Origin of the sequence: Serinicoccus sp. CNJ-927, from assembly GCF_001942435.1 — a bacterium.
GTDB lineage: Bacteria > Actinomycetota > Actinomycetes > Actinomycetales > Dermatophilaceae > Ornithinicoccus > Ornithinicoccus marinus.
Genome location: NZ_MKKF01000048.1, coordinates 1 through 25678 on the forward strand (window position 1 = coordinate 1; position 25678 = coordinate 25678).

Consider the following 25678-nt stretch of genomic DNA (forward strand, 5'->3'; position numbering starts at 1 on the left):
TCTTCCGCCTCCTCCCAGCACCCGATACCACCGCCCACCCCCGAGACGAGGAACTCGAGATGGTCGCCTGATCGACTTGACGATCTATAGGAGCATCAATGCGGCCGCGGAGGCGCTCAACCGCGTCTTCAAGACCGAGCTCATCCGCCGCCGCGGCCCCTGGAAGACCCTCGAACACGTCGAGCTCGAGACCCTGCGGTGGGTCGACTGGTACAACACGACCCGCCCGCACTCATGGTGCGACTACCTCGCACCCGCAGCGTACGAACACGACCACTACGCTGCCCACAACCCTTCGCCGGCAACCGCCGCCGAAGCACACACGACTCTCCACTGAACCCGGGGCGGTTCAGGGAGCTGTTGGAGCGGCCCTGGCACGCGGCGCAGTTCCGGGCCGCGCTGGAGCGGGAAGCCGTCCGCGTCGAGGGCCAGGATGTGCAGGCCGAGCGCGAACGCCGCACCCGGGCCCGGGCCGAGCGGCGGTCTGGCTGCGGGTCGACGACGACTCCACCGCCACGCTCGCGGTCACCGGCCCACTGACCAGCCTGTGCGCGATATCCCAACGCCTGGACTCCTGCGCCAAGAGCCTGCGCAAGGCCGGCGACGAACGCACCCTGGCCCAGCTACGCTCCGACGTCGCCCAGACCCTCTGCTGCACGGCACCCTCACCCTCCCCCACCACGACCAGAGCCAGACCCAGGACCACACCCGGGCCCGGGGCGAGTGCCAGATCCGGGGCGAGATTCGGAGGCAGGACCCCTGAACCTGGCCAGTCCTTCTCGACGGTAAAGACACGCCAGTGCTGGATCCGTGTATTTAACACTAGTTCCAATTCCACCTAGTCCAGCATTCTCACGATGTTTTTAGCAAGAGTGGCGCGGCCAGGGCGCCAGGACATTCATCGACGCCTACAACATGGCGCATAAGCGCCCGCGTCTTGCGGACGTATCAGCATCACCCGAAGAAGGCTTACTCCCGCTGTCCCACACGTTCTACACGCTGGATCAGCGACTCCCCAACCCTGGGACCGCTGCCTGCCTCTTCGGTCGACAGGCGCTCAAGATCAGCAGCCACCTGCTCTTCAGGAACAGGCGCGGAGTTCGGAAATTTCATCGAGCCCGACTCCCAACTGAAAGTGTTGAGAAGGATGAGGACTTGCGCACCGTCCGTGACGTCGTCGGCCATGGCGACCACGTACTCCTCACCGACGTTCATGCGAATCGCACCCTCTGGCGCTGCCGGTGATCTCTGGCCGTCAACCTCAACGAACCCAGGAAAAGTGTAGATAGACAGCTGGTCACCAGCGGATACCCGTGTGACGGCCTGCGGGTGCTGCCAGACAACCTGCTCGACGCGCACGGTAAGGTCACGACCGAGCTCCACCTCACCAGGACCCGCTGAACTCGTGTTGCGCGCCTCTTCTCCGACCACGGAAACCGCCAAGACGGAAGACCCCCAGCGGGCTATGTCCCCCAGCGACGCCGCCGGCACAATCGGTGTTCCGGCTTCCCGGACCGCTGTCGTTTCAGCTGCGTTCTCACCTGAACTGACAGCCGCTGGAGCGTCAGAACTATCCTCACCTCCAGTTTCTGAAACCGACGCACCTCCACAAGCCGCCAAGGCGAATAGGGCCACGGCAAGTGCGCCAGTTTTGGCCTGGGTCAGCATTCTCTCCACTTGGCTCATCTCCTTGTGGTCTAGTACATCCGATCCGCTTCCCACAGGTTGTGTTCACCAATGAAACGCATCTGGCCATCGAGTGGCTGCGTTCGCATGCAACCCAGATCGAGGTTTTGGTTGGCTACCTGAGGGTTTGACTGATTCCCATGCAGAAGACCGATAGTATGCCCTGTCTCATGACATACCACCGCCTTCGCTAAGTTATAACCGCCTTGATAAACGTCTGGTCTTACTCTGACTTGGTACGCCCCACACCTAAGCCAATTCACCGCCGTCAGGCAATCAGTATTAGCCAGTGTATTTGTATCCGTTAGCGTATTATCCGGCCAGAAATGAACGTCAGTCTCCAAGTAGGAAAGTGAAGTGTCCCTAGCCGTATTGAGGTCTGTTGTACCCCAGTCGTTCATTGACGAGACAGCCGCGTTCAGAAAACTTGAACTATACCCATTGGGTAAGAAACCATGTGTGAGTCGCATTGTCCGCTCGGCAGACATCCTGACGAGGGCTTCCTTGCCTACAGTCGTCTAGTCCCGGATTCTGATAAGCGTTGTCGACCCCGTGATGAGCGTGAGCCGGCACTGCAGCTCCGAGCACCAACAGACAGACAGCAGTCGTACGAGTGGTTATCGATACTCGCTTTGTCACCCTTGATCCCACCATCAGTGCTGAAGTTACTCCCGGTTTCGAGGCCCGTCAACCGTTGGATCGTGAGGACTATGCGGCGAAGGATGAGCAGGGCCAGGCCATTGGCGTGGGGATGCGGTCAGCGTGTAGGTGAGGGAGCCGTTGGGTATTGCCGTTACTAGTAGAACGAACACGACTAGCGAAGTTGTCTCATGGCGGATTGGCTGGACGCGCGTCTTTCGAACCCACCTTGCCGGTCCCTCATCGGTAACCCGTAGAGAGACGTTCCTAGCGGCGACGCTGGGGTTGCCGCTGGGCCTGCCTGGCTCGCGCGGGGGCGCCCTGGTGGCCGCGAGAGCCGCGGTGCCAGGTCGCCGCGTCCGGGGGCACCCCCTGGGCGCGGTCGGTGAGCAGGCGGGCGTCCACGGCGTCAGGCGGCAGGCTGTTCGTGTTCTGGAGCCGGGACCGCAGCGCGTCGCGCCGTTCGGGGGTATCCCACTGCTTGGCCCACGTGGACTCCCGGCCGCGGTCGGCACTGTTCGCGCCGGTGGCGCGCAACCGCTCGGCCCGGTCGTTCGCGCCGTCCCGCTCGTCGACGGCCCGGCCCTGCAGGTCCTGCACCGCCGCGAGCCGGGACGTGGCCCACTCGTGATCCGGCGCGCTCTTCGGCTCACCGTCAGGGCCAGGGACGGCAGCGTCCTCGACGACCCCCTGGAGACGCTCGGCCTCCCGGCCGAGCTCGTCGGCGTAGGAACCGAACTGGGCGACCTCCCACTCCGCCTGAGCCAGCGGTGAGGCCGCCCGTGCCTGGGCCTCGGCGCTGGACTCTGCCGTCTGGATCAGGTCACGCACCGTCAGCTGGTCCGGGTCCTGGATCCCGAACCGGTCCGCGAAGCCCTCCCGCATCATCTGGGCCCGGTCCGCCCTCGGGAGTGGGGCGCCGGACGCACTCCTGCGGCACGACGAGGCACATGATCCCCTCATCACTCCTGGGGGCCTCGAGGCCATCGCGCAGATCATCACCGCCCAACCCGACATCTGCCTGCAGGTCGTCATCCCTTGGGACACCCTGACCGGTCGGCCCGCCTGCTCCACCTGCCGGCCAGCCGTGCCCGATACCGCTACCGCCCGCGGGCACGGTCCACCCGGTGATGACGATCCGGCCGGCCTCAGACCGGGCCAGGGCCATGGTGCATCAGCGTTCCGGTGATGCTGTCGGTGAGGCCCTGGGGCGCCACCCTGCCTTCATCACCCCCGGGCACGCCCGCGAGCTCGCTCTCGCCCCGGGCACGACCCTGTCGAGGTTGCTGGTCGACCCGGCCGACGGGCGACTGATCGAGCGCAGCATCAGCTCCTACCGCCCGGATGCGGCGATGCGCCGCCAGGTGATCGCCGCCGACGTCTACTCCCGGGCACCGGGAAGCCGCACCCCCGCAACGTCATGCGAGCTCGACCACGAGACCCCCTGGGGCACCGGCGGAGCGACCAGCGAGACCAACCTGACCCTGAAGGACGTCCGCAGCCACCAGTTCAAGACCGACCAGTGGTGGACCAACACCCTGACCCCCCGACGAGACCTCACCTGGCAGACACTCCTGGGCCAGGTCGAACGCACCCGCGGCCACGACTACCGCCAATACCTCCCCACCCACCGCACCCCGGCCGACGAATCCCACCGCCGGACCGACGACAGCCACGACCACACCAACACCGACGAAGCCCGCGACCAGACACGAACCGGCACCCCGTCACCCCCGCCCGACGACAACCGCACCCCGACCCGAACCGGCGCCCCGACCCGAACCGGCGGCTCGATCCCCACGTTCGAGGACGACCTCGACCTGGCCTGCCGCGCGCTCTACACCGCCCTGGCCCACCGCGGCACCGCCGCCCTGCTCGCCGACACCGACGACGCCGACGGCGCCACCGACCACGACCCCCGGCTCACCGGCTGGATCACCCTCACCCACCGCGGCCAGGACGGACAACGACGCGGCGGACCACCCGAGGACCTCGACACCCTCCCCACCCTCCTCGGCTTCAGCCCAACCCCCGAACACGCGACCGAGACCGATGAGAAGGGACCGCGGCAGCCCTGGGATGGGCAGCCCGACGCCCCACCACCCTTCTGAGCCCGCCCGGAGCCACCGTGGTGACCATGCCTCGCACCATCGCCACCACGACCGGCGTCGACCTGCGAGGTGCTGGACGGCGAGGAGGCCCTCGAGCCGCTGGTCGACTACTTCCGCAGCATCTCCGGCGAGCACACCGGCTGGGAGGAGTACCGCCAGGCGAGGCGCGACCAGGGCAAGTCCCTGCTACGGGTCACCCCCACCCGGTGGTCACCGATCGCGACCGGTGGCTTCCCACCGCACCTGGCCGACGACGACAGCTGAGTCGAGCGGTCGCCGCCGAGTCCCCTCCGTGCCGCACGGCTGGCCCGACAAAAAGTGCGGGTGGCTCCAGCTACCGACCCAGCCAGGGTGCCGCCGCGTCGCGGTGCGACTGCTGCTTGTCCTCGGCCATGCCCTCCCAGGTGCGCACCGCGAAGTTCGCCCGGCTGTTGGCCTCGAAGACCTCGCGGTGGTCCTCGACGAACGTCCAGTAGAGCCCGTCCCACGTCTCCCGCCAGTCCCCCGCCGGCAGGTCCGACATCTTCCGCAGGTAGTTGCTGCCCGAGACGTAGGGCTTGGTGGTGATGGCGTCACCGGCGGCGAACTGGCTCATCGCATACACGTTCGGGACCATGACCCAGTCGTAGGCGTCGACGAAGAGCGCCATGAACCACCGGTAGACCTCGTCCGGGTGCACCCTGAGCAGACACAGCGCGTTGCCGAGCACCATGAGCCGCTCGATGTGGTGGGCATACCCCCGCTCCAGCACTCGTCGGATGACGAGGTCGACCGGCTCGAGACCCGTCTCACCGGTCCACCACGACTCGTCCAACGACCGCCCGTGCTCGAGGACGTTGCTCGTGCGCATCCGGCGGCCCCAGAGCCGGTACGTGGCCCGCATGTACTCCCGCCAGCCGATGATCTGACGCACGAAGCCCTCGAGGCTGGGCAGCTCCACGTCGTGCTCGTCCGCCGCGGCCAGCGCCCGCTCCAGCACCTGGTCGGGGTCGATGAGCCCGCAGTTCAGCGCTGGCGTGAGCGCGGCGTGGAAGATCACCGGGTGCTCGGCGCTGATCGCGTCCTCGTAGGGCCCGAACTGCATGAACCGCTCGTCGAGGAACCGGCGCAGCGCCGCGTCCGCCTCGCCCGGTGACGTCGCCCAGGAGAAGGTCCCCGGGTCCCCGGGGGCGTCCGGGAAGTGCTCGCTCACCCAGTCGATCGCCTCGGTGACGCGGGTATGCCGTCGCGCCGGCCCGAGCGCGGGGTCCGGGACGGGGTGTCCGGCGGGCAGCTTCTTGCGGTTCTCGGTGTCGTAGGACCACCGGCCCCCGACCGGCTGGTCACCGTCCATGAGCACGTCCAGCCGGCGTCGCTGCCAGGCGTAGAAGTGCTGCATCCGCGCGCCGCCGGTGGAGAAGTGCTCACGGATCTGCTCGCGGGTGGTGAGGAAGGCGGGGGTGTCGAGCACGTCCTCGGCGCGCAGCTCGTAGCCACCCTCGCGCAGCTGGTCCCGGCAGTGCCGCCCGAGCCAGTCGTCGGCGACGTCCAGCACGCTCACCCTCCCGGGCGAGAGCCGTTCGACGAGCTCCACCAGGGCCTCGCCGCCGGTCCGGTCCGGGGAGGACTCCACGACCTCGACATCCAGCCCCTGCTCCCGGGCACGGTCGACGAAACGGCGGGTGGCCGCGCGGTGCAGCACGAGCTTGTGCGCATGGAAGGGGTACTGCCGGTAGAGCAGGTCGTCCTCCACCACCACGAGCACCGTCCCCTCCGGCACCCGCAGCTGCTCCGCGTGCAGCTGGTGGGGGTAGACGAGCCGGACCTGCGTCGAGCCGCTCACGCCGCGACCCCCGCCACCGGCGCGACCACCTCGTGGTCCGGGTCCCACCAGCGCAGGCCCTGCACCGTGAGCGTCGTGCGCGCGACGGCGCCGTCGTGCGTCTCGGTCCGGGATTCCGGGCCGGCCGCCGTCGCGAGCAGCTCCAGCGCCTCGCCCGCCCGGGCCAGGCTCAACCGGGTGGCCAGGGTGACGTGCGGGATCCACGGCCGCTCGTCCGCACCCGACCACGCGTGGGTCACCCGGGCCTGGGCGACGCGGGCCTCGAGCGGGGCGGCCACGAGGTCGGCGACGCTCACCCGTCGTCCGCCGAGCAGGACGAGGCCGTCGACCCGCAACGGCAGCGGCAGCAGCGGCGCCCAGAGGTCCTGCGCGACGCGCAGCACGTCCGCGTCCGGCGCGACCTGCGACGTGGCGACGGTGAGGTGCGGGCGGTGGGTGCGTCCTTGGTGCCGCGCGAGCGACGCGATCCCGCCCTCCTCGAGGGCCTGCCAGCGTCCGCGGACCCGCGCGTCGTCCTCCGGTGAGAGCACCAGCTCCAGGGCGTGCTGCCGGCTCACGCAGCCCGTTCCTGCGCCCGGTCGCGGCCCACCCCGGCCATCGCCCACCGCACCGTCGAGGTGCTGGCCCGACCGAGCGGCCGCAGCACCCCGCGCGAGAGCGTCGGCGACGCGGGCAGCCCGAGTTCGGCCCGCGCATACCTCGGCAGCAACGCGACTCCCCCGGCGGCGATCGCCCAGTAGCCGGGCCTCGACGCCAGCGGCAGCGGCGGCTCCACGAGCAGGAAGCGGGCCGCCTCCCGGGCCTGCTCGGTGGCCTCGAGCTCGGCGCGGTATGCCGTCAGCTCACCCTCCAGCGCCCGCACCGTCCGCGGCGGGTCGACCACGCCGAGGTGCCCGGCGGAGACCCCGGCCTGCGCGACGTAGGTGTCCGCCTCGGACGTGCTGAGCGGGGTGCGCGCAAAGGCCTGGTAGGCGTGCAGGAAGGACCATGCCTCCGCGACGTGCACCCACCGCAGCAGGTGCGGGTCCGAGGCGCGGTAGGGACGCCCGAAGGCGTCCTTGCCCCGCACCCGCTCGTGGATCGCGCGGACGTGACCGATCGTGTCCATCGCGTGCTCGACGGTGCCGAAGGTGGTGGCCGCGAGATAGGTACTCGTCCGCTGCAGCCTTCCCCAGGGGTCACCCTTGTAGCCGGAGTGGCCCGCGACCCCCGCCATGGCCATGGGGTGGAGCATCTGCAGGAGCAGGGCCGCCACGCCGCCGGGAAACATCGCGGCGTCCGCGTGCACCCGCCAGACCGGGTCTTGCTCGGTGAACCAGCGCTCCCCCGGCGTGTCCCAGATGCGCGCGGCGCGCTCGCTCGCGTCGTCCCCGGCGACCCGGGCGCGCAACGCGCTCCCGAGCGCAGTCTGCAGCCGAGCGAGAGTCATCGTGCTCCTCGTGTATGCCTGGGACAGACGCTGGACAAAGCGTCGACAGTCCCTACTGTCCCACGCGGGGACCGGTGCCGCCACGCCAGACCGGCGGCGACCGGGAGCGGCAGGTACGGTCGGCGCATGTCTCACCCCACCTTTCCCGGCACCGACCGCACGTTCCTCCCCGTCAACCTGGGGGGCAACCCGTTCGGCTGGACCGCCGACGCCGAGGCCAGCTTCGCCGTGCTCGACGCCTTCCTCGCGGCAGGCGGGTCCTTCGTCGACACCGCCGACATGTACTCCGCGTGGGCCGAGGGCCACGAGGGAGGCGAGTCCGAGCGCATCATCGGCCGCTGGATGGCCGAGCGCGGCAACCGCGACGAGGTGCTCGTCGCGACCAAGGTGGGCAAGAAGCCCGGCCGCCAGGGACTGGCCCGCGACACCGTGATGACCGCCCTGGACGAGTCGTTGGACCGGCTGGAGACCGACCACGTGGACCTCTACTACGCGCACACCGACGACGACTCGGTCGACATCGCCGACCAGGTCGCCACCTTCGACGAGGTGGTGCGCAGCGGCCGGGCCCGCACGATCGGCCTGTCCAACTACGCCCCCGACCGGCTGCGCGCCTTCCTCGAGACCGCCGCCGAGCAGGGGGCGAGCGTCCCGACCGCGATCCAGCCGCGCTACAGCCTGGTCTCCCGCGCCGACTACGAGCGCGACCTCGCCCCGCTGGTCGCGGAGTTCGGGCTGGCCGTCTTCAGCTACCCCGCGCTCGCCTCGGGCTTCCTCACCGGGAAGTACCGCACCGAGGAGGACTTCGCCGGCAACGCCCGTGGCGGCGCCGCGCGGCGGTATGCCGACGCCGGCGGCCTGGCGGTGGTGGACGTGCTCGTCGAGGTGGCGCAGCGGCACGACGTGCAGCCCGCGACCGTCGCCCTCGGGTGGGTGCTGGCGAAGGGCGTCACCGCCCCGATCGCCTCCGCCTCCCGCCCCGAGCAGCTGGAGCCGCTGCTGGCAGCGACCTCGCTCCAGCTGACCGAGGCGGACGTGCGCGAGCTCGACGAGGCCTCGTCGAGCTTCTGACCGGGGTGCCGGCGCGGGACGCCGCTGCCTCGTCGTCGCGGCGTGCCGGGGATCCTGGCCCCCGCTGTCGCTGGTCGTTATGCTGGCGGGGACCGGGGCGGGACACGGCGAAGGGGAGATCAGGATGGTCGGCGGAGAGCCAGCCGAGCTGAGGCGGTGCGGGCGCGACCTCGTGACCATCTCGCAGACGCTGCAGGCGGGACGCAGCTCCCTGGTCCGCGAGGGCGGGCTGCCGACCTCCGGGCTCGGCCTCCCGTCGCAGGACACCCAGGTCGCCGCTGCCTACGACCGCGTGATACGGGCGGTCGACGCCGCAGCCGGTCACCTGCAGCGCACCGTGATGCACGACGGTGGCCACCTGGAGCAGGCGGCGACCGACCTGGAGACCTCGCCGTCGCCGCGTGGGCTCCCCCCGCGTGGGGTGGGCGAGGACGGCCGGCCCGTGCTGGGTCGCGCCGAGCCGCACGGTCCGGGACAACGGCTGGACGTCGACCGGGGCGAGCTGCCACAGGCAGCACCGCACGAGCGCGGACCGGCGCTCGACACCGACAGCCCCGACCTGCCGCAGGCCGAACCGCACCAGCAGGGCCCGGCCCTGGACGTCGACCGGGGCGAGCTGCCCCAGGCCGCTCCGCACGAGCACGGCCCGGCCCTGGACGTCGACCGGGGCAAGCTGCCACAGGCGGCACCGCACGAGCGCGGACCGGCGCTCGACACCGACAGCCCCGACCTGCCGCAGGCCGAACCGCACCAGCGGGGCCCCAGCCTGGACGTCGACAGCCCCGGAGCCTCCGCATGATCACGCTCACCAAGGCCGACGTCTGGCACCTGCGGGCCCAGGTGTCCTGCCTGCAGGAGGCCATCGACGCGTGGGCCGCGATGCGGGACGCCGGGGGCAACGCCGGGGCCGACAGCTCCGACGTCACCACCCGCGTGGCGTCCGCCTGGGAGGGCAACCGTGCCGACTCCTACCTCGCCTACGCGCCGCGGGTCACCCAGGGCCTGGAGCTCGTGCAGGGCATGGCGCAGGCCGTCCTGACGCAGCTGCACGCCCTGCACGACCTCACGGCCTCGACCCAGCGCGACCTCGACGCGTCCTTCTCCCGGGTGAGCACGGTGGCCGCCTCGGTGCGCCGGCTCGACGGGCAGGTGGAGCTCGAGGTGCTCGACGAGGACGACGTGGAGCAGATCGAGCGGGAGCACGGACGCGCCCAGGAGATCGTCGAGCAGGCACGGCTCGAGATCGCCGAGCGCAGCCGCGCCCTGGAGGTCACCGCGGCGGACGCCGACTCCCTCGCCGCCGCCTGGGCCGGTCCGGCCGACGGCGCACCGCTGTGGGACACCCCGCTCACCGGCGCTCTGGACCCGCGCGTGGGCGTCATCCCGGAGGACCCGCCCTCGGTCGGCCCCGTCGAGCCACCGGTGGTCTCGCCGGAACCGCCCACCCGCGGGTTCGAGCAGCCGCCGGTCGAGGGCGCGGACGGTGGCCGGACGCACGACCCCAGCGGGGTCTGAACCCTCACACTTCGACGTCGTCCACGGACTCCAGGTCGGGCAGGTCCTCGAAGATCGCCGGCGGCTCGCGCCACGGGTCGTGCTCGCCCCGCCCCGCCTCGCGGACGGCCCCCAGCACCCGTTCCGGCGTGCAGGGTAGGTCGACGTGCCGCACCCCGAGGTGCGCGACGGCGTCGACGACGGCGTTCTGCACCGCCGGTGTCGAGCCGACCGTCGCCGCCTCCCCGATCCCCTTCGCGCCCAACGGGTTCCGGTCCGTCGGGGTCGTCGTGAGGCTGGTCTCCAGCTGGACCAGGTCGCCCGCGGTGGGCAGCGTGTAGTCGGCGAAGGTGGCGGTCACCGGGTTGCCGTGCTCGTCGTAGCGGAACTCCTCCCAGAGCGCCTGCGAGATGCCCTGCACGCACCCGCCGTGCTGCTGCCCGCGCACGAGCAGCGGGTTGACCACTGTCCCGCAGTCGTCGACGGCCACGTGCCGGAGCAGCCGCACCGCCCCCGTCTCGACATCGACCTCGACCACGCTCACGTGGGTGCCGAACGGGAAGGTCGACCCGTCCTGCGAGAAGTCGTGATCCACCTGCAGCCCGTCCCCCTCCTCGTGCGCCCGGCGGGCGACCTCCTCCCAAGTCACTCCCGCACCGGGGACGCCCCGGACCGCGAACCGGCCGTCCACCAGCTCGACGTCCGCCGCCGCCGTCTCCAGCAGGTCGGCCGCCGTGGCGATCGCCTGCTCGCGCAGCTCCTGCGCGGCCTCCAGCACCGCGCTGCCGCCGAGCTGCACCGACCGCGCCCCGCCGGTGCCGCCACCGCTGCGGACCTGCGCGGTGTCGGACTGCACGTAGGACACCCGCTCCAGTGGGAGGTCGAGGGCGTCGGCGACGAGCATCGAGAAGGCGGTCGCGTGCCCCTGCCCGTGGGCCGACGTCCCGGCCATGACGACGACCGAGCCGTCCGCACCGACCCGGATCCCGGCATAGTCCGAGCCGCCGAAGCCGGTGATCTCGACATAGCTCGCGATGCCGATGCCGAGCTGCCACGCGTCGCCCCGCTCCCGCCGCCGCTCCTGCTCGGCGCGCAGCTCGTCCACCCCGGCCGCGTCCAGCGCCGCCTGCAGCGTCGTGGCGTAGTCGCCGGTGTCGTAGTGCGCGCCGAACTTCGTCCGGTGCGGGAAGTCCTCCGGGGCGAGGACGTTGCGGCGCCGGAACTCCTCGGGAGGCAGGCCGACCGTCCGGGCCGCGTGGTCCATCGCCCGCTCCAGCATCGCCGCCGCCTCGGGTCGGCCCGCCCCACGGAAGGCGCCGGTGGGTGCGGTGTTGGTCATGACCGACAGCGCGTCGTAGCGCAGCCGCGGGATCCGGTAGGAGCCCTCGGACATCGTCCGGGTCGAGCCGCTGGCGAAGGACCCGCCGAAACCGGCGTACGCCCCACAGTCACCCACCAGCCGCGCCCGCATCCCGGTGATGCGACCCTCCTCGTCGAGCCCGACCTCGACGTACTGCACCTGCCCCCGGCTCGTCATCGACAGCATCGTCTCGCTGCGGGTCTCCACCCACCGGACCGGGCGGCCGAGCAGGCACGCCGCCCGCACCACGGCCGCGTGCTCCGGCGCGATCCCGGCCTTGCCGCCGAAGGCACCGCCCACGTGCGGGGCCCGCACTCGCACCGCGTCGGCGGGCAGCCCGGTCCAGCGGACCAGGAGCTTCTTCGCGAGGTGCGGGTGCTGGGTGGCGAGGGTGACGTCGAGTCCGGTGACCTCACCGTCGCTCAGGGTCGGGCGCGCGAGGATGCCGTGCCCCTCGATCGGGCTGGTCGCCATGCGGTTGTTCTCCAGGCGCAGCCGCGCGACCCGGTGCGCGCCCGCGAGCACGTCCGGCTCACCCTCGGGGTCCTTGACCGCGAGGACGACATTGCTCCCCATCTCGGGGAACTGCGTGGGTGCGTCCGGCTCCAGCGCGGCCTCCATGTCGACCACCACGGACAGGTCCTCGTAGTCCACGTCGACGAGGTCGCCGGCGTCGACCGCGGCAGCGCGCCCGGTCGCGACGACCAGCGCGACCGGGTCGCCGACGAAGCGCACCCGGTCGGTCGCCAGGGCGGTGCGCGGCACCCGGTCGTGGATCTGGGCGAAGGGCGGCACCGGCTCCTCGCCGAGCTCGGCCGCGGTGAACACCCCGACCACACCCGGTGCCTGCGCCGCGGCCGCGGTGTCGACGCCGCGGACCAGCGCGTGCGCCACCGGGCTGCGCACGAAGACCGCGTGCAGCACCTCGGGGTCGTCGAGGTCGGTGTCGCCGACGAAGGTTCCTCGCCCGCGCAGCAGCTCGGGGTCCTCGACCCGGCGCACCTCGGTGCCGAGGATGGAGGTCCCGCGCGTGGGTGTCGTCATGGGCCCATCCTGCCTCGACGGCCAGGGGTCGGCGACCGGCATGATGAGGGTATGCCTCCCGCCACCCTCGACCTGCTCGACCTGGACGCGCTGCTCACCGACGACGAGCGCGCCGTCCGCGACTCCGTCCGCCGGGCCTGCGCGGAGCACGTGCTCCCGCACGTCGCGGGGTGGTACGAGCACGGCGACCTGGCGCACGACCAGGTGCGCGGGCTGGCGCGGGAGTTCGGCCGGCTCGGCCTGCTGGGCATGCACCTCGAGGGCTACGGCTGCGCCGGCATGAGCGCGGTCGACTACGGCCTGGCCTGCACCGAGCTGGAGGCGGCCGACTCCGGCGTCCGGTCGCTGGTGTCGGTGCAGGGCTCGCTGGCCATGGAGGCGATCCACTCCTTCGGCAGCGAGGAGCAGAAGCAGTCCTGGCTGCCGTCCATGGCCGGGGGGGAGACGATCGGCTGCTTCGGCCTCACCGAGCCCGACCACGGCTCGGACCCGGGGTCGATGACCACCCGGGCGACCCGCGAGGGCGACGACTGGGTGCTCCACGGCACGAAGTCGTGGATCACCAACGCCCCCCTCGCCGACGTCGCCGTGGTCTGGGCGCGGACCGAGGACGAGGGGGTCCGGGGCTTCGTGGTGCCCACCGACACCCCCGGGGTGAGCACCCCGACGATCGGCCACAAGATGTCGCTGCGGGCCTCGGTGACCGGGCAGGTCGTCCTGGAGGACGTCCGTCTCCCGGGCAGCGCGCTGCTGCCCGGCGTCCGCGGCCTCAAGGGGCCGCTGGCCTGCCTCTCCGAGGCGCGCTACGGCATCGTCTGGGGCGCCATGGGCGCCGCGCGGACGGCGCTGGAGACCGCGCTGACATATGCCGGCGAGCGGGAGCAGTTCGGGCGGCCGATCAGCGCCTTCCAGCTCACCCAGGCCAAACTCGCCCGGATGCACCAGTCCTGGGCCACCGGCACCCTGCTCGCGCTGCACCTGGGCCGCCGCAAGGACGCGGTCGGCCTCCGGCCCGAGCAGGTCAGCGTCGGCAAGCTCAACAACGTGACGGCAGCCCTCGAGATCTGCCGCACCGCCCGCACGGTCCTCGGCGCCAACGGCATCTCCGGCGACTACCCGGTCATGCGGCACGCCAACAACCTGGAGTCGGTGCTCACCTACGAGGGCACGGAGGAGATGCACACCCTGGTCGTCGGGCAGGCGCTCACCGGGCAGCAGGCCTACCGCTGAGGGTCGACCTCGCGCGACCGGCCGACACCGACCCGGTCGAAGGCCACGAGCAGCCGGTCCTGCAGGACCGGCGCGAGGGACCGGGCATACGTGTCGGTGATGTGGCTGCCCTGGCGGTAGATCAGCACCCCGCCGACGACGGGCGGGCACCGGTCCTGGCCGGGGCAGACCCAGTCGTTCATCGTGACGAAGGTGGAGGTGGGGACCTCGGCGACGGCGCGCAGCAGCGGCCCGGTGCCGCTGCCGCGGTTGTAGTCGATCCGGCACCGCCCGAGGTCCTCCCGGTGCTCCGCGACGCACGCGTAGACCTGGGAACCACCCGGCTGGGGGGTGTCGGCGAGCGCGACCACCGGCACGCCCTCGTCGCCGAGCCGGCTCCACCGCTGTGTCATGCCGTCGGCGAGCGCCTCACCGGACAGTTCGCCGTCCGGACCGAGGCCCTGCGACTTCACCGAGGAGGTGAGCACGACGTCCGGCGGCTGGGCCAGCAGCTCCTGCATGACCTCGTCGCCCCAGTCACGGCAGGCCCGGGCCCTACCTTCCTCGTCGAACTGCACGAGGGTCGCGCTCCAGGGGCAGGCCGAGCGGTAGTAGACGTCGACCCGCCAGTCCTGCTCGCGGCCCGCCGCGGCGAGAGCGCCCACCCACTGGGCGATCTTGGAGTCGCCGACGACGGCGACGCGCAGCGCACCGTCGGGCTCGCCGTAGGTGCAGCGCACCACCTCGTCGCCGGTGCTGTCGCACTCGTCGGCGTAGAGCGCGGGCACGTCCCGCGTCGCCTCCAGCGGGTCCGGGGTGATCGACCCGTCCTGCGCCCCCAGGTCCAGGTCGTCCAGCGACGGTGACGGGGCACCCTCGGTGCCGGCAGGGACGGTATGCCGTGGCGAGGCCTCCGGTGCGCCGGAGGTCGACGTGGCGGGGTCACCGCCGTCGTCGCTGCTGTCGTCGCCGCTCGAGCCGATCCGCACCCCGGCCTCGCTGCCCCCGGCGGCACCCGCGGCGCGGGGTCGTCGGGGGGCCAGCGTCCCGGGCTCCCGCAGCACCCCCGCCCCCTGCGCCGACGCGCCCGCGACCTCGTTGGCGCGCACCTGACGGTCGACCTCGCGGACCAGGTAGCCCCCGGCTCCGACCGCGAGCAGGGTGCAGGCGAGTCCCACGACGAGGCCCCCGCGAGGACCCGCCAGGGCGCCACGGGCATACCGGATCGGCTGCTCGAGGAACAGGTGACCGAGCAGGGCGGGCACGACGCTGAGCACGACCACCCCCAGCCCGGCCCAGACGTCCAGCGGACCGAACCGGGCCTGCGCCAGCACCAGCAGCGGCCAGTGCCAGAGGTAGAGCGAGTAGGACAGCGCCCCCGTCCACTGCAACCCCGACCAGCCGTAGACCCGGGCCGGGCCACAGGTCACGGACGCACGCACGCCCCCGACGAGCATCGCCGCGGCCCCCAGGGTCGGCACGAGCGCCGGCCAGCCAGGCCAGGCGGAGCCGGCGTCGAGCAGGAGGCCTCCGGCGAGGACGGCGAGCGGTCCCAGCCAGGCCAGCGCCGTGGCCACCGGGACCGGGACGCGCCGCCACCAGGACGCGCCGAGCGCCACCAGCGCCCCCAGCCCCAGCTGCCACAGCCGCGTGGTCGTGACGAAGTAGGCCTCCGGCGGGCTGGCCGAGCTCAGGTGCACCGCCCAGGCGAAGGAGGGCAGCACGACGAGCACCGCCAGGAGCGCCGCCACCGTGGGCACCACCGGGAGCCCGCGGCGGCGGGCGAGCCAGAGGGCCAGCGCCACCAGCAGCGGCCAGAGGACGTAGAACTGCTCCTCGACCGCCAGCGACCAGTAGTGCTGGACCGGCGAGGCGACCGAGTCCTCGGCCAGGTAGTCGACCGATCGCTCGGCCATCCGCCAGTTGACGACGTAGAGGCCGGAGGTCACGACGTCCCAGCCGATCTCGCGCCAGCGCACCTGCGGCACCCAGAGCAGCGTCAGCGCGGCCGTGGTGAGCAGCACGAGCATCGAGGCCGGCAGCAACCGGCGCGCTCGGCGGGCCCAGAACCGCGACAGGTCCACGCGACCGGTCCCTGTCGCCTCGCGCAGGAGCAGACCGGTGATGACGTAGCCGGAGACGACGAAGAAGACGTCCACCCCGGTGTAGCCGCCGGGCAGCCAGGGCACGCCCGCGTGGTAGAGCAGCACGAGCAGGACGGCGATCGCCCGCATCCCCTCGATGTCGGGTCGGTGTCGGGAGGGCAGATGACGACCCCCCGGACTGCTCATTGGACCGATTCTACGCGCGCCGGGCGGTCGATACGGTGGGCGACGAGGCGGCTCACGGCATACCCCAGCGAGAACAGCGCGACCGTCGCGGCGACCGAGGCGAGGAGGTACCACGGCTGCCCCAGCCACGGCAGCAGCGGGCGCTCCCGCTGGTAGAAGTAGTTGCCGTCGAAGGCGGCGTTGGCCGCGACCGCCACGACGAGGTACACGGCGAACCAGCCGAGGGCCAGGCGCATCCCGCGCAGGCTCGGACGCCAGTCGGTGGTGACCCACGCGAGGACCGGCAGGAGCAGCGTCACGACGTGGTTGACGAAGAAGCTCCAGCCGAGGATGTTGGTCGGGGGCTGGATGTTCTGCGGATAGGCGAAGCTGGCCCAGGCCCACAGCCCGAAGAAGAAGAGCACGTCCATCACCCGCCGGCTGCCGGTGACCAGGTAGGCCAGCCCCAGCAGCGCGGACACCCGCGAGATGTGCAGCGGGAGCGTCTCGGCCGGGTCCCAGCCGGTCACCAGGTAGAAGCCGTAGAGCGTGACCTGCTGGACCACCACCACGACGGCCAGGACGGCGCGCACCGCGGCCTCGTGCTCGCGCACCTGGTGCCGGGCCAGGAGCAGCGTGCCCGCCACGACGACCAGCCCGAGGACGTAGAGCAGGTGCTCGGCACCGCCGATGGCGATCCACGGCGGGTGCGGATCGAGGAAGTCCTCCACGTGGGCGGGGTCAGACCACGACGACCCGGCTGCCCATGCTCATGAGGCCCTGGGCCCAGATCATCTCCATGGCGGCGACCGAGACCCGCGCGCAGCCGTGCGAGGCGGGGTAGGGCGGGATCGACTCCGACCCGTGGACGGCGTAGTTGCCGGAGTAGAACATCGGCCGGTACATCTCGCCCAGCTCGCCGTCCCGCCAACCGTTGCTGTGCGTCAGCCAGACGGCGAAGTCGCCCGGTGGCGTGTGGGCGTCGTAGGTGCCGTCCTCGAACTCATAGGGCTCGCCGTTGCCGGTGGAGGTGTTGAGGGTCATGGTGGTCGCGCCGCCGCGGACCACGAGCAGCAGCTGGCTGGCCAGGTGCACCTCGACGTGGTCGCCGCCGTAGGCCGGCGCCGGTCGGTAGCCGGTCTCCAGGGCGGCACGGGTGCCGGGTCCCACCACGGCGTCCCGGACCAGGCCGTGCGCCTTCTGGGCGGCCCACACCGCCTGCTGGGTCAGGTGGCCGAAGCCGCCGTCGGGCGCGCCGCACCAGTACCCCGTGGCGTTGAGCTGCTCCTGCAGCGCCCAGACGGCCTCGCCGCCGCTGCCGCGCGCCAGCACGGCCGGAGGCTCGGGCTCCACCGGCTCCGGCTCGGGCTCGGGCTCCGGTTCCGCCTGCTCGGGCTCGGGCTCGACCGGCTCCGATTCGGGCTCGGGTTCTGGTTCGGGCTGCGGCAGCGCGAAGATGCCCCCGTCGTCCTGCAGCCCCCCCACCACGGCCCCCGCCATGAGGCCGGCGCCGCCCTTGACCAGCGCGCGCCGCGGGAGCGGCTCGGTGAGCAGGCGCTGCCGCAGAGGGCGCAGCACGAGTCGTCGCGTCCGCATACCAGATCCCCTTCGTCGTCGTCCGTCGCCCAGTAGACGTGATGGCCCGCCCCCCACGTTGCCAGCACACACCGGCCGTTGCGCAATCGTGACCTCACGCGCCACTGCTGTCACACCGGCGACGGGCAGAATATGCTGCTCGTCTACGCCGCCCCGGACACGCCGCCCCAGGAGGACCACGATGGCCCGTTCCGCACGCTCGACCCCGAGCCTGTCCCGCCGCCGGATGCTGGCCCTCACCGGGGCCGGGGCGCTGGGCGCCTCTCTCGCCGCCTGCGGCGACAACACCGGGCGCGGCACCGGCAGCGGCGAGGATGCCGCCCCGTCCAGCGGCGGGGGCGGCCGCCCCACGATCGCGCAGTGGTACCACCAGTACGGCGAGGCCGGCACCCAGGAGGCGGTGGAGCGGTATGCCGCGGACTACCCGGACGCCGACGTCACCGTCTCCTGGAAGCCGGGCGACTACGACCAGTCGACCGCGGCCTCGCTCCTCACCGACGCCGGTCCGGACGTCTTCGAGTACGGCAACGGACCGACGATCGACATGATCAAGGGCGAGCAGGTGGCCGACCTCACCGACCTCTTCGGCGACACCCTGGACGACTTCACCCCCTCGCTCATCGAGCGGATGACTTACGACGGGAAGATCTGGGCGGTCCCCCAGGTCCTCGACATGCAGGTCCTCGTCTACCGCCGCAGCCTGCTGGAGGAGGCCGGGATCGAGCCACCGCAGCAGATCCCCGACCTCGTGGCCGCGGCCCGCGAGCTCAGCCGCGGCGACGTCAAGGGACTCTTCCTCGGCAACGACGGTGGCGCCGGCCTGCTCGGCGGCCCCATGCTCTGGGCCGCCGGGCTGGACTACCTCGACGGCGAGGAGGTGGGCTTCCAGGACGCGGGGGCCGCCGAGGCGCTGTCGGTGCTCCGCACGCTGTGGACCGACGAGTCGCTGCTGTTGGGCGAGGCCCAGGACTGGTTCGACGCCGGGGCCTTCACCTCCGGGCGCGCCGCGATGCAGTGGACCGGGCTGTGGACCTTCCCCGCCATCAGCGAGGCGCTGGGCGACGACTTCGGGGCCATCCCCTGGCCGGCACTGGAGGGCGGCTCACCGTCGGTCCCGGTGGGGGCCTACGGCTCCTGCGTGTCCACCCGGGCCACCGACGTCGAGGCGGCCCGGGCCTTCGTCCGCTGGCTGTGGATCGACCAGACCGACAAGCAGCTCGACTTCGCCACCGCCTACGGCTTCCACGTGCCCTCGCGCACCAGCCTGATCCCGGAGGCCGACGTGCTCGCGTCCGGTCCGGCGGCCGACGCCGCCGGCTACGTCACCGAGTACGGCCACGCCCAGACCCCGCTGCTGTGGACCCCGCGCAGCGCGACCGCCTGGAGCGACATGATGAGCCGCATCGTCCGGGACGGCGCGGACCCGCAGGAGGAGCTGGACGCGCTGGTCCCGATCGTGGAGGACGAGCTGGAGCGGGTCACCGCCTGATGCTCGCGCGGCTTCGCGGTCGCCAAGACGTCAACCTGTGGTTCTGGGTCTTCGTCGGCCCGTTCTTCGCGGGGCTGGTGCTGTTCATCTACGTCCCGATCGGTGGAGCGTCTACCTCTCCTTCTTCGAGGCCTACAACACGGTGACGCCGACCGAGTTCGTCGGGCTGGCCAACTACCGCGACATGCTCGGCGACAGGGCGTTCCGGGACTCGCTGCTGACCTTCGTCGTCTTCGCCGCCTTCATCGTCCCGACGACCTTCGCGCTGTCCCTGCTCACCGCTGTCCTGGTTGCCCGCACCCGCGTCATGCAGGCCTTCTTCCGCTCGGTCTTCTTCCTCCCGGTGGCCTGCTCCTACGTCGTCGCGGCGCTGATCTGGAAGATGTCGATCTTCTCCGGGATGCGCTCGGGCGTCGCCAACGCGGCACTCGGGCTGATCGGCGTGGACCCTGTCCCGTGGCTCTCGCTCACCGACCCGCCGTGGTACTGGCTGGTCATCGTCTCCGCCCGGCTCTGGCTGCAGGTCGGCTTCTACATGATCCTGTTCCTCGCGGCGCTGCAGCGGATCCCGACGGTGCTCTACGAGGCGGCGGCCATCGACGGCGCCGAGGGCTGGCAGGTCTTCCGGCACATCACCTGGCCGCAGCTGCTCCCCGCGTCCACCGCGGTCCTGCTCCTGCTGCTCATCAACGCCTTCCAGCCTTCGACGAGTTCTACAACATCCTGTCCAGCTTCGGCAGCTACCCGCCCTACGCCCGGCCGCCGCTGGTCTACCTCTACTACACCGCGCTCGGGTCGGGCCAGAACTTCGGCGACGGCAGCGCCGGTGCGGTGATCCTCACCCTCATGATCGCGGTGGTGGCGCTGCTGCAGACCAGGCTGCTCCGGCTCGGCGGGAGGGACTGACGTGCTGCACGAACGACGCCGGTATGCCCTCCTGCGCTGGGTGCTGCTGCTCCTGGGGACAGCGCTGTTCCTGCTGCCCTTCTATCTCCTGCTGCGCGGCGCCTTCAGCACCGAGGCCGACCTGGCCTCCGCGCAGTGGCACTGGCTGCCGCCGACCTGGGAGTGGGGCAACCTGGCCGCGGTCTTCGACAACCGCACGGTGCCCATGGGGAGGGCGCTGCTCAACAGCACGGTCATCGCCGTGAGCCAGACGGTGGGCGTCCTCGTGCTCTCCGGGATGGCGGGCTACGGCCTGGCCCGGATCCCCTACCGCTGGTCCGGGGTCGTCTTCTGGCTCATCACCGTGACGCTGCTCATCCCGGCGGCCGTCACCTTCGTCCCCAGCTTCGTGCTCGTCTCCTCCCTGGGCTGGATCTCGACGTTGCGCGGCCTCATCATCCCCGGGCTCTTCCAGGCGCTGGCGACCTTCCTCTTCCGACAGTTCTTCCTCTCCTTCCCGAAGGAGATCGAGGAGGCCGCCGCGCTGGACGGGTTGTCCTGGTGGGGCACCTTCTGGCGGGTCGTCGTGCCCAACTCCGGCGGCTTCGCCGCCGCGATCGGCACCATCACCTTCATCGGCAGCTGGAACGCCTTCCTCTGGCCCCTGGTCATCGGCCGCACCCCCGACTCGTGGACCGTGCAGATCGCGCTGTCGACCTACCTCACCGCCCAGACCTCGCAGATCAGCACGCTCTTCATGGCCGCGCTCGTCGCGATCCTGCCGCTGCTGCTGATGTTCCTGCTGCTTCAGCGGTGGATCGTCCAGGGTGTCGAGCGGACCGGCATCAGCGACTGAGGCGCGTCTCACAGCACGGTCTGGCCGCCCGGCCCGGCCACCACGGCTCCGAGCGTGGGCCGCGGGGCGCCCACGACCGCACCTCCTGCCCCGAGGACGTCCAGCACCTGCTGGGCTCGGTCGGGGTCCGGGTGGCCGAGCGTGAGCTCGACGAGGTCGAGCTCGGGCAGGTCGTCGTCCGTCGGGTGGCTGCTGCCCCAGTCGATGAGGAAGGGCTGCACCCCGCCCAGGCCGAGCGGGTGCGGGACCGCCAGCCGCCAGGACAGCTCGGTCCCACCCCGTGTCCGGCGCGAGGCGGGGGTCGCCGTGCCGACCTCCAGCCCGGCGTCCCGGGCCAGGGCAAGGGTCCGGTCGAGGTCGCCGGGGCGGACCGCCCAGGCGTGCAGGCGGGGCGAGAAGGTCCCGTCCTCCACCAGGTGTCCCAGGCCGAGCATCGTGGCCTCCGGGGCCACCGGCTCCTGGGCGGGGTCGGGGGCGAGCAGCTCGAGGTAGGCGGGCCCGCCCGTGCCGCGCAGCGCGACCAGGGCGTTGCGGGTGCCCATCCCGGGGTGGGACCCGCCGGCCGCTGCGCTCACCCCGGTCTGCTCGCGCAACTCCTCGACCGCCTGGTCCAGGTCCGGCACGGCGAGCACCAGGTGGTCCAGGGGCGCCTCCTGCGCCCGCTCAGCCCAGCGCACAGCGCTCCTCCAGCTCGGCAAGGCCCGGTCCGCGGAGCGCGCCGGAGACGACGCGGCCGGAGGCGACGAGGAGCAGATCCAGGGCAGGCCCCTCCACCACTGGTCCCGAGCCCGAGGCGATCCCGGCATCCGTGGCGCGCACCGTGAGCCCCGCCACCCGCTCCCGCGCCCCACCGAGGCCCACGGCGGTGGCGAGCTGGTAGGTCAGGGCACGCTCGACCGCCTGCTGGGCGTAGCCGTGCTCGAGGCCCAGCGGTCTCCGGATGTCCTCGCCGTGGACCACCTCCTCGACCAGCCTGCTGGCCCGGGGGGCGGGCGGCCCGGAGGTCCGGGTGACGACGGCCCGGAGCCGGGCGAGGGTCTCCTGCGGGGTGGCACCACGCTCCCGGGTCACGCCGGCGGCGTTCTGGGCGTCGAAGTCGAAGCGGGCGCGCGCCATCGCCAGCAGCAGGCGTGGGGTCGTGGTGCGAGCGTTGTCGACCAGGTGCGCCGCCACGTCGTGGACCGTCCACCCCGGGCACAGGGACGCGTGCTCCCACCGCGGCTCCTCGAGCGTGGCGAGGTCCTCGACCAGGGCACGTCGCTCGGCGTGCACGAGATCCCAGGTCGCGGTGCCCCCGGTGACAGTCATGCGCTCAGCCTCTCACCCCTCGACGAGCCCCCGGATGTCCGCCGCGGTCACCGTGCCGGCGGCGAACTCGCCGGAGTCGACCACGGTGCTGAAGAGCCGGCGCTTGCGCTCCTGCAGGGCCACGACCTTCTCCTCGATGGTGCCGCTGGACACCATCCGGTAGACGTGGACGGTGCGGTGCTGACCGATCCGGTGGGTGCGGTCCACGGCCTGGGCCTCGGCGGCCGGGTTCCACCAGGGGTCGAGGACGTAGACGTAGTCGGCCTCGGTCAGGGTGAGCCCCACGCCGCCGGCCTTGAGGCTGATGAGGAAGACCGGCACGTCGCCCTCGCGGAAGGCCGCGATCCGGGCTGCCCGGTCACGGGTCCGGCCGTCGAGGTAGGCATACCCGATCCCGGCCTCCTCCAGGGCGATCCGCACCCGTGAGAGGTAGCCGGTGAAGCTGGAGAAGACCAGCGCCCGGTGACCTTCCGCAGCGACCTCGGTGAGCTGCTCCAGCAGGGCGGTGATCTTGGCCGAGCGCGCGAGCCCGGCGTGCTCCTCGTCCACCAGCGCCGGGTCGAGGGCGAGCTGGCGCAGCAGGGTCAGCGAGCGGAAGATCGCGATGCGGTTCTTGTCGAGGTCCGCGAGCAGTCCGAGCACCCGTTGCCGCTCCCGCTGGAGGTGCTGGTCGTAGACCCGGCGGTGCGCCGGGTGCAGCTCGATGCCCAGCGTCTGCTCGATCTTGTCCGGCAGGTCGGCGGCGACCTCCGCCTTGGTCCGCCGCAGCATGAACGGTCGGATCCGCTGCCGCAGCCGGTCCAGCGCGAGCGGCGCCTCGCCGGACTCGATGGGCTTGCGGTATCGCTCGGTGAACGTCTCGGGCCGCGAGAACAGGCCGGGCGAGGCGAGCGAGGTCATGGACCACAGGTCCATGAGGGTGTTCTCCATCGGGGTGCCCGTCATCGCGACGGTCCGGTCGGCACCCAGCCGACGGACCGCCTGGTAGGTGGCCGACCTGCGGTTCTTCACCACCTGCGCCTCGTCCAGGATCGCCGCGCTCCACGGCAGCGCGCGGTAGGCCTCCGCCTCTAGCCGCAGCAGGGTGTAGGAGGTGATGACGAGGTCGGCGCCCCCGACGGCGGACGCCAGGTCGGCTCCTCGGCGCCGCCGGGTCGCGGTGATCGTCGTCGTGCGCAGGTGCGGGGCGAAGCGCGCCGCCTGCTCGGCCCAGGCGCCGACGACGCTGGTCGGGGCCACGACGAGGACCGGGCCGCCGGCGAGGTCACCGCGATCCTCGGCCCGGACCACCGTCGCGAGCGCCTGCAGCGTCTTGCCCAACCCCATGTCGTCGGCGAGGATGCCGCCCAGGCCGGCGTCCCAGAGGCCGGCCAGCCAGCGGTATCCCGCCAGCTGGTAGGGCCGTAGGGTCGCCTCCAGCGCGGCCGGGGCCTGCACCAGGCCACGGTCCCCGTCGCCCAGCGCCAGCAACGAGTCCACCCGCTCGCGCCAGCGTCCCTCCTGGTCGTGCACCACCCCGAGCTCGACCAGCTCCTCCCAGAGCCCCGCCTGGTAGGGCGAGAGCCGCACCCGCGCAGGGTCCTCCTCGCCGTCGTCGTCGGCGAGCTCGCGGGCCTCCTCGATGAGCCGGCGCAGGTCGCGCAGCTCGGGCTGGTCCAGACGCAGCCAGAGCCCGGACTCCAGGAGCAGCTCGTCCTGGCCGAGGGAGAGCGCCGCGAAGAGCTGGTCGAAGGGGATCTCGGTCTCCCCCACCAGGACCTGCACGCGCAGGTCGAACCAGTCGCCCTCCTCCGCCTCGGTGGTCCGCAGGTGCACGACCGGGGCCTCGTCGGCCTCCTCGTAGGTCGCGAGGTCGCCGTGCACCAGGACGTCGAGCTGGTCGGACTCCTCGAGCCTGGGCAGAACCTCGGTCGCGAAGCGGGCCGTGCCGATGCCGGTGAGCAGCGCGCGGGGACGCAGGGGGTGCGCACCCGCCCGCCCGTGGTCCACCAGGCCCGGGGTGTCCTCGAGCAACGGCAGGACCGCGGCGAGGGCCTGCTCCTCGGCGCGGTCGTCGCGCACCGGATCGTCCTGCCCCGGCCCCAGGCCGACGACGGCCACCTCCTGGCTCCCGGTCACGGCGGGCACGGCGTAGGCGAAGGTCCACCGCAGGTGCAGCACGTGCCCGGCCTCCGGCGTGATCTCGAGCCGGAGGCGTGGCGGGCGGTCGGTCGGGGTCACGACGCTGCCGTCGCTCGAGGTGAGGCGCACCTGACGGGCCAGGGCCGGGTAGTAGGTCGTGAGGAAGCGGGGGACGTCGTCGGCCGGGACCTCCATCGTGCGGCCGGACTCGAGCAGCGCGACGACGACGTCGGGCACCGGCTCGGTCAGCGGCAGCAGGGTGAGCCTCCCGGACGCGTCGAGCCGACCCAGTCCGTGGGCCGGCCTGCCGACGAAGAAGACCTCGTGCCCGGGGCTGACGTCGGAGTCAGGGTCGCGGTCGGCCTGGGGTTCCTGGTCGTTGTCGGCGTGGGGGCCGGCGTGGACGTCAGGACCGGTGTCGGCGTCCCCGGGTCCGTCGAGGTCCTCGACACGGGCGCGGACGAGCAGGCCACCGTCCTCGCGTCGCGTGACGTCCAGCCCGGCCCGTGCCGTGCCGGCCCCCAGCACCACGTCGGCCACCCCGCGACCACCCACCAGGGGGACCCCGGCCTCGACCACCTGGCGCAGCACCGGCCAGGCCACGGCACCGATCTCCCCGAGCGGCAGCTCCTTGGCCGAGGAGTAGAAGTAGCCGAAGCCCGAGCTCTTGCCCAGCGCCGCGAGCTGGGCCAGCAGGGCGCGGTGCCGCGGGTCCACCTCCACCCGCGACCAGCGGTTGGTCAGCTCGTCCCAGCCGACGCCCTGCCCGACCCACGGCTTGCTCCGGCCCGGCCGCACGGGCTGCAGCCCGACCCGGGTGCGCTCGTCCCGACCCCCGGGGCCCTGGGTGAGCGAGACCTGCAGCCCCAGCCGGTGCCCTGCCGCGGTGCCGCCCCTGGCGGCCCCACCCTGCAGCAGCGGCGCCAGCGCGGCCTCCCAGCCGGACCGGGTCGAGCTGCGGGCGCGCAGCCGGGCCCGCGCCGTCAGGAGAACGGCGACGGCGTGCTTGCAGTCCTGACCGACCGGGCAGCTGCACTGGCCGCTCCAGACCAGCACCTCGCGGTCGTGGATCCGGACCACCGTCTGGTAGACGTGTCCGCGACCGCCGGTCACCGTGCCGACCAGGGCGGCGCCGTCCGGCCCCGTGACCAGGGTGCGGACCTGACCGGAGTCGGCATACCCCTGCGCCCGGGCGAAGGTCAGCTCGCCGACCTCGGAGCGCAGTTCATGGTCCTGGACCCGCAGCACCCAGTCGGCGGCGGCGAGATCCGTGGACATGGCACCGAGC

At 72.2% G+C, this 25678-nt stretch carries 22 protein-coding genes and 1 pseudogene; 11 read left to right on the forward strand and 12 right to left on the reverse strand.

The annotated features are described in order from the left end of the window. Positions 1-76 precede the first annotated feature (76 nt). Positions 77-337: an integrase core domain-containing protein gene (locus tag BJF86_RS19395; protein ID WP_075819357.1), complete on the forward strand. Its 261-nt coding sequence runs from the start codon at positions 77-79 to the stop codon at positions 335-337. A gap of 632 nt (positions 338-969) precedes the next feature. On the opposite strand, the gene BJF86_RS17605 is transcribed toward BJF86_RS19395, so the two are convergent. Next, entirely contained in the window at positions 970-1686 is a 717-nt protein-coding gene (locus BJF86_RS17605; protein WP_143553829.1) for a hypothetical protein, read from the reverse strand. Between the two features lie 906 nt (positions 1687-2592). Further along, on the reverse strand, positions 2593-3213 hold the full coding sequence (locus BJF86_RS12295) for a hypothetical protein (RefSeq protein ID WP_075819359.1): 621 nt from the start codon (positions 3211-3213) through the stop codon (positions 2593-2595). 278 nt (positions 3214-3491) lie between these two features. Here BJF86_RS12295 and BJF86_RS12300 point away from each other — a divergent pair, with 278 nt between their 5' ends. Together BJF86_RS12300 and BJF86_RS12305 are read left to right on the forward strand one after the other, a co-directional pair. After that, on the forward strand, positions 3492-4436 hold the full coding sequence (locus tag BJF86_RS12300) for an HNH endonuclease signature motif containing protein (protein ID WP_075819361.1): 945 nt from the start codon (positions 3492-3494) through the stop codon (positions 4434-4436). Positions 4437-4496: 60 nt separating this feature from the next. Next, positions 4497-4700 (forward strand): annotated as a pseudogene (locus BJF86_RS12305) (PPOX class F420-dependent oxidoreductase); the annotation flags it as partial. Between the two features lie 70 nt (positions 4701-4770). On the opposite strand, the gene BJF86_RS12310 reads toward BJF86_RS12305, so the two are convergent. From BJF86_RS12310 to BJF86_RS12320, 3 genes are read right to left on the reverse strand one after another with little or no spacing between them, the layout of a single operon-like run. Next, positions 4771-6258 (reverse strand): cryptochrome/photolyase family protein, encoded by a 1488-nt coding sequence (locus BJF86_RS12310; protein ID WP_075819363.1) that lies wholly within the window; start codon positions 6256-6258, stop codon positions 4771-4773. Continuing rightward, on the reverse strand, positions 6255-6815 hold the full coding sequence (locus BJF86_RS12315; RefSeq protein WP_075819365.1) for a 2'-5' RNA ligase family protein: 561 nt from the start codon (positions 6813-6815) through the stop codon (positions 6255-6257). Before BJF86_RS12315 ends, BJF86_RS12310 begins: the two co-directional genes overlap by 4 nt. Next, positions 6812-7687 (reverse strand): oxygenase MpaB family protein, encoded by an 876-nt coding sequence (locus BJF86_RS12320; protein WP_075819367.1) that lies wholly within the window; start codon positions 7685-7687, stop codon positions 6812-6814. Before BJF86_RS12320 ends, BJF86_RS12315 begins: the two co-directional genes overlap by 4 nt. A 126-nt stretch (positions 7688-7813) precedes the next feature. Between BJF86_RS12320 and BJF86_RS12325 the strand changes: the two genes are divergently transcribed. The 3 genes from BJF86_RS12325 to BJF86_RS12335 all read left to right on the forward strand — a co-directional run bounded on the left by BJF86_RS12325 (position 7814) and on the right by BJF86_RS12335 (position 10273). Further along, the gene (locus BJF86_RS12325; protein ID WP_075819369.1) at positions 7814-8758 is read left to right on the forward strand and encodes an aldo/keto reductase; all 945 of its coding nucleotides are present in this window, start codon (positions 7814-7816) and stop codon (positions 8756-8758) included. A gap of 172 nt (positions 8759-8930) precedes the next feature. Then, entirely contained in the window at positions 8931-9557 is a 627-nt protein-coding gene (locus BJF86_RS12330) for a hypothetical protein (RefSeq protein ID WP_237768203.1), read from the forward strand. Continuing rightward, positions 9554-10273: a hypothetical protein gene (locus tag BJF86_RS12335; RefSeq protein WP_022924714.1), complete on the forward strand. Its 720-nt coding sequence runs from the start codon at positions 9554-9556 to the stop codon at positions 10271-10273. The genes BJF86_RS12330 and BJF86_RS12335 overlap by 4 nt, the downstream gene beginning before the upstream one ends. Positions 10274-10277: 4 nt before the next feature. Here BJF86_RS12335 and BJF86_RS12340 read toward each other — a convergent pair whose 3' ends face one another. Continuing rightward, positions 10278-12656, reverse strand: coding sequence for a xanthine dehydrogenase family protein molybdopterin-binding subunit (locus BJF86_RS12340; protein WP_075819373.1), 2379 nt, complete (start codon positions 12654-12656; stop codon positions 10278-10280). 51 nt (positions 12657-12707) lie between these two features. Here BJF86_RS12340 and BJF86_RS12345 point away from each other — a divergent pair, with 51 nt between their 5' ends. After that, on the forward strand, positions 12708-13886 hold the full coding sequence (locus BJF86_RS12345) for an acyl-CoA dehydrogenase family protein (RefSeq protein ID WP_075813635.1): 1179 nt from the start codon (positions 12708-12710) through the stop codon (positions 13884-13886). Here BJF86_RS12345 and BJF86_RS12350 read toward each other — a convergent pair. The 3 genes from BJF86_RS12350 to BJF86_RS12360 are packed head-to-tail and all read right to left on the reverse strand — an operon-like array spanning position 13877 to position 17731. Beyond that, on the reverse strand, positions 13877-16156 hold the full coding sequence (locus tag BJF86_RS12350; protein WP_083653048.1) for an acyltransferase family protein: 2280 nt from the start codon (positions 16154-16156) through the stop codon (positions 13877-13879). The two genes, BJF86_RS12345 and BJF86_RS12350, sit on opposite strands and share 10 nt — an antisense overlap. Next, complete coding sequence (locus BJF86_RS12355; protein WP_075819375.1) at positions 16153-16866, reverse strand: TIGR02206 family membrane protein; 714 nt, start codon at positions 16864-16866, stop codon at positions 16153-16155. The genes BJF86_RS12350 and BJF86_RS12355 overlap by 4 nt, the downstream gene beginning before the upstream one ends. A 10-nt stretch (positions 16867-16876) precedes the next feature. After that, a complete protein-coding gene (locus BJF86_RS12360; protein ID WP_237768204.1) occupies positions 16877-17731 on the reverse strand; it encodes a L,D-transpeptidase family protein in 855 nt (284 codons plus the stop codon). A gap of 181 nt (positions 17732-17912) precedes the next feature. On the opposite strand from BJF86_RS12360, the gene BJF86_RS12365 reads away from it, so the two are divergent. The 4 genes from BJF86_RS12365 to BJF86_RS12375 all read left to right on the forward strand — a co-directional run bounded on the left by BJF86_RS12365 (position 17913) and on the right by BJF86_RS12375 (position 20961). Continuing rightward, entirely contained in the window at positions 17913-19220 is a 1308-nt protein-coding gene (locus BJF86_RS12365; protein WP_083653050.1) for an ABC transporter substrate-binding protein, read from the forward strand. Further along, complete coding sequence (locus BJF86_RS19015) at positions 19220-19366, forward strand: hypothetical protein (protein WP_237768205.1); 147 nt, start codon at positions 19220-19222, stop codon at positions 19364-19366. Before BJF86_RS12365 ends, BJF86_RS19015 begins: the two co-directional genes overlap by 1 nt. Beyond that, positions 19363-20055, forward strand: a complete 693-nt coding sequence (locus tag BJF86_RS12370; RefSeq protein ID WP_237768206.1) for a carbohydrate ABC transporter permease — start codon at positions 19363-19365, stop codon at positions 20053-20055. The genes BJF86_RS19015 and BJF86_RS12370 overlap by 4 nt, the downstream gene beginning before the upstream one ends. Before the next feature lie 72 nt (positions 20056-20127). After that, positions 20128-20961: a carbohydrate ABC transporter permease gene (locus tag BJF86_RS12375; RefSeq protein ID WP_075819377.1), complete on the forward strand. Its 834-nt coding sequence runs from the start codon at positions 20128-20130 to the stop codon at positions 20959-20961. 8 nt (positions 20962-20969) lie between these two features. On the opposite strand, the gene BJF86_RS12380 is transcribed toward BJF86_RS12375, so the two are convergent. The 3 genes from BJF86_RS12380 to BJF86_RS12390 are packed head-to-tail and all read right to left on the reverse strand — an operon-like array spanning position 20970 to position 25668. After that, positions 20970-21638 carry a VOC family protein gene (locus BJF86_RS12380; protein ID WP_237768207.1) on the reverse strand — a complete coding sequence of 223 codons (669 nt, stop codon included), beginning with the start codon at positions 21636-21638 and terminating at the stop codon, positions 20970-20972. Continuing rightward, positions 21625-22269, reverse strand: a complete 645-nt coding sequence (locus tag BJF86_RS12385; RefSeq protein ID WP_075819379.1) for a maleylpyruvate isomerase family mycothiol-dependent enzyme — start codon at positions 22267-22269, stop codon at positions 21625-21627. The genes BJF86_RS12380 and BJF86_RS12385 overlap by 14 nt, the downstream gene beginning before the upstream one ends. Positions 22270-22281: 12 nt before the next feature. Further along, positions 22282-25668, reverse strand: coding sequence for a DEAD/DEAH box helicase (locus BJF86_RS12390; RefSeq protein WP_075819381.1), 3387 nt, complete (start codon positions 25666-25668; stop codon positions 22282-22284). Between the last annotated feature and the right edge of the window lie 10 nt (positions 25669-25678).